The following is a 3,271-nucleotide window of genomic DNA, read 5'->3' on the forward strand; positions in this document are numbered from 1 at the left end:
GCAGCGGTGATCGGCCCTGCCTTCAGGGTATTGTTGACAAAATTCACAATCTTGGCGGAGTCGCCCGTGTTGAGGGTGCAGGCGGCAAAGAGCACCGCCGCATCTGTGATTTTGATAGAGGTCTTCACCCCGTCGTAGTAGAAGGCGATGCCGTCGGTGGCGGGAGCCGCCGTCTCGGGCAGTTGCGCCGAGATGGTAGAAGGCACCTGCGTAGCGGTGGGCGTGTCGGAAGAGCAGGCGGCCATCACCCCCGCCAGCGAGGAAGCCAGGGCCAGAGAGACCAGGGAAGAGCGCAAGCTAGGCAGAAGGTTGCGGTTAGACATCGTCACAAATCTCCGAAGATAGGGCCTTGACCAAGGGTTGAAGTCTCGACAAGCGCAGCCCGGCTCACTCGACAGGGAAAACCATATCAAACCTGGTAATAGAATACCCAACCAGGGGCCAAAACGCACAGTAGGGAACCCAAAAACCGGGAATGCGCAGACAAGACGGAGAAGAAAGGGCGACCTGCCGGTATCCAGCAACTCTTTTGTTGACTCAACAGAAACAGGTCGCCCTGATAGCGTTAGCCCAAGGCTAGTTGACCGAGATGGCCGGGCCGAAGTTGAAGTAGGTGGTGCTGCCGGGGTTTGTGGTGTTGTCGAAGGTGTTCAGCGTTGTACCACCCACTGTGATTGCCGACGGCGAGGCAATGGCCGGCGTTATCCGGATCTGGCCGCCGAAGGGGATGGTAAAGGGCCCGGGGAAGGTGGCCACGTTGCCGGACACCGACGTGGAGGTGGCGATCACCGGCGACCCCCCTGCACCCGCCACCGTCACCGTCGCGCCAGCAGGCAGACCAGGAATGGTAATTGTCACAGCCGCTGGCGTGGGTGTGGGTGTCGGTGTAGATGTCGGCGTAGGCGTCGGTGTCGGCGTAGGCGTCGCTGGTGCTGGTGGCGTGCCACCCGGACGGAACTGCAGGCTGGCCCCTGGGCCGAAGCCCACCGCCGTGCAGAGGGCATCCGACACCGCGCCGAAGACGCTGGAGGTGAAGGGAACCTGCGTTGGCGAGCTATCCAAGAAGTTCACCAGGTTGCCCGGCGCGCCCGCCAAGCTCTCGACGCGTCCACACACAGTAACGCCGGGAAGGGGCGTTGGCGTGATGGTGTTGTTGAAGAAGGCCTGCAGGATAGTGCCTTCGCCGCCCAGCTCCGCAGCCACAGTTGGCGTGAGGTTGACACTCGGACGAGCGTAGATGGCTCCCGTGCCTTGGGGCGGTTGGTTGAAGACGTTGCCCGTCACCGAGGCCTTGGCAAAGGGCGAGAGGTTGCCCGAAGCCTGGGTCTGCCGATCCACAATGTCGGCAATGAAGAAGGGGCTGTTGATGGAAGCCTCGAAGCGGTTCTCGCGGATGGTGACCGTGGCAGGCTCCGCCGACACCACGTGCACGCCGGCAACCGTGTAGCCGCGCAGCAGGTTCTTGTAGATATCGGCCTGCGAGAAGTCGCAGACTTGGACAGAGACGTAGGTGTCGGCCTGCGTGGGCCGTGCGAAGTCGTTGAAGGAAACTTCTACGTTGCGCGCCCCTTGGTTGGCCAGGTCGCACTCGCCGATGCCCACTTGGTAGTCCACCGCCGGGCCACCCGCATCCGGATCCGATCCGCGGGTGCCCGTAATGCGGAAGCCGTTGCCCTCCGTTCCCCCCAGGGTGGCGTCGTTGGCCAAGATCTTGACGTTGCGCAGCGTGCTCGTGCCGTCGAGGGAGTTCAGCGTCAGGCCGGGCTTGTCAACAGGGATCACGATCTCGCCCTCTGCCGTGAAGGAGCCAGGGCCCGCCGTCACCGTCGGATTGGGGCCAGCCGCCTCGGCAATGGCGCGGGTGATGGAGAGATAGACGTTGCTGGTGTTGCTGTTGAAGGCAAAGCCGCTGCCTGCCGCCACAATGGCCCGCCGCTCGATGGCGTTCAAGCCGCTGCCGCGGTCGTCACGAATGGCGTAGACGTTGGCCGTCGCCGTTCTTGGGGTGATGGTGTTGCCGGTAAAAGTCAGGCTCAGCCCCGTCACCGCCGACTCAATAAAGATGGCGGCAGAGCCGGCACCCACATCCTGGGCCGTAGGTCTGATCAGCTGATCTGAGATGTCGGGGACAGCTTCGTAGCCCAAGAAGATGTTGTTGGTTTCCACCCGGAGGTTGATGCCCGCGTTGTCGCCGGCAATGCGGATGCCTGCCGAGCTGCCCGCGCCAGCCACAAACAGGTTGGAGCGGGTAACCGTCTAGTTCTTGGAGGTGGCGCCGGCAGCCGCTGAGCCAAAGCCGATCGCCACCCCGCGCGAGGCCGGAGGGGTCACGGTGGGGAAGAGGACTATATCTACGCCGGTAACGGTGACTTCGGTGGCGTCTTCGGCGTTGATGCCGTACTCAATGGACGCCAAGGAGCGGGTGTTGAGGATGGAGAAGTTCTCCAGGACGACGCCGGAAGCGTTGTTCGTCACCTGAACCGGCGCACCGGTAGCCCCACCTACCACGACGGCATCGCCCACATCGCCGCTTGCGCCGCGCACCGTGACGTTGCTGCGGTTGATCACAATGTTCTGGCGGTAAACACCCCGCCCCAGAACCAGGGTGAGAGGCCGAGTGCGATCGGAAGTCTCAATAATCCGGTTAATGTCGGTCTCAGGCGTAACGTTAATCGTGCCTGCCGGCGCCGGAGTTGGCGTGGGAGTTGGCGACGGGGGAGCCGGGGGAGCTGGCGGCGGTGGGGGCGGCACGGGCACCGCAGGGCCAGCGCTGTCCTCGCCGCAGCCCGTCAGGATCACAGGCACAAGTACCACGGCAGACGCTAAAGTCAGAGAACCAAGTGACTTCAGCAGCCACTTCTGCATTGTTCCGTTCATTTTTCTCCTCTTAACCAAAAAAGTAGGGTTCGGCTGAACACTTCCCTCAACTTACCCGATCAACTGGCCCAAAGCAACTGATGAAGCTAGGGGCTTGCCGTTCGGTTGGGAGACGCATACGCGCTTGTTTCAGCGCTTGCTCTGGTTACTCCGTAAATCATACAGGCAGATCTGGCCAGGTTGGCAAGTCTTGCCCTTTTTTTCCAAGAGAAGTTGGGATCCCTGGGGATACAGCGCAGTCTGGGGGGGGCGGGTGGGATCCTTGCTGGGCAGGGGGTTGACGCTTCGCCCCCAAAAAACCGGAAGATCTGCCTACTTTCTCCGAAAAATGGTGCTCGCTCCGGGGCAGAAGGGTGGCAGGATGAGGAGTGGATGTTTTTTCTGGAGACCCAAC

At 62.1% G+C, this 3,271-nt stretch carries 2 protein-coding genes and 1 pseudogene; all 3 read right to left on the reverse strand.

The window, feature by feature from the left end; all coding sequences use genetic code 11:
• A pseudogene (locus NW853_RS12885) lies at window positions 1–323 on the reverse strand (hypothetical protein); the annotation flags it as partial.
• A gap of 253 nt (window positions 324–576) precedes the next feature.
• Window positions 577–2,232: a hypothetical protein gene (locus NW853_RS12890; protein WP_414349210.1), complete on the reverse strand. Its 1,656-nt coding sequence runs from the start codon at window positions 2,230–2,232 to the stop codon at window positions 577–579.
• Between the two features lie 24 nt (window positions 2,233–2,256).
• Window positions 2,257–2,814 carry a hypothetical protein gene (locus NW853_RS12895; protein WP_414349211.1) on the reverse strand — a complete coding sequence of 186 codons (558 nt, stop codon included), beginning with the start codon at window positions 2,812–2,814 and terminating at the stop codon, window positions 2,257–2,259.
• Between the last annotated feature and the right edge of the window lie 457 nt (window positions 2,815–3,271).

It is taken from the genome of Synechococcus sp. H55.11 (assembly GCF_047462475.1).
GTDB lineage: Bacteria > Cyanobacteriota > Cyanobacteriia > Thermostichales > Thermostichaceae > Thermostichus.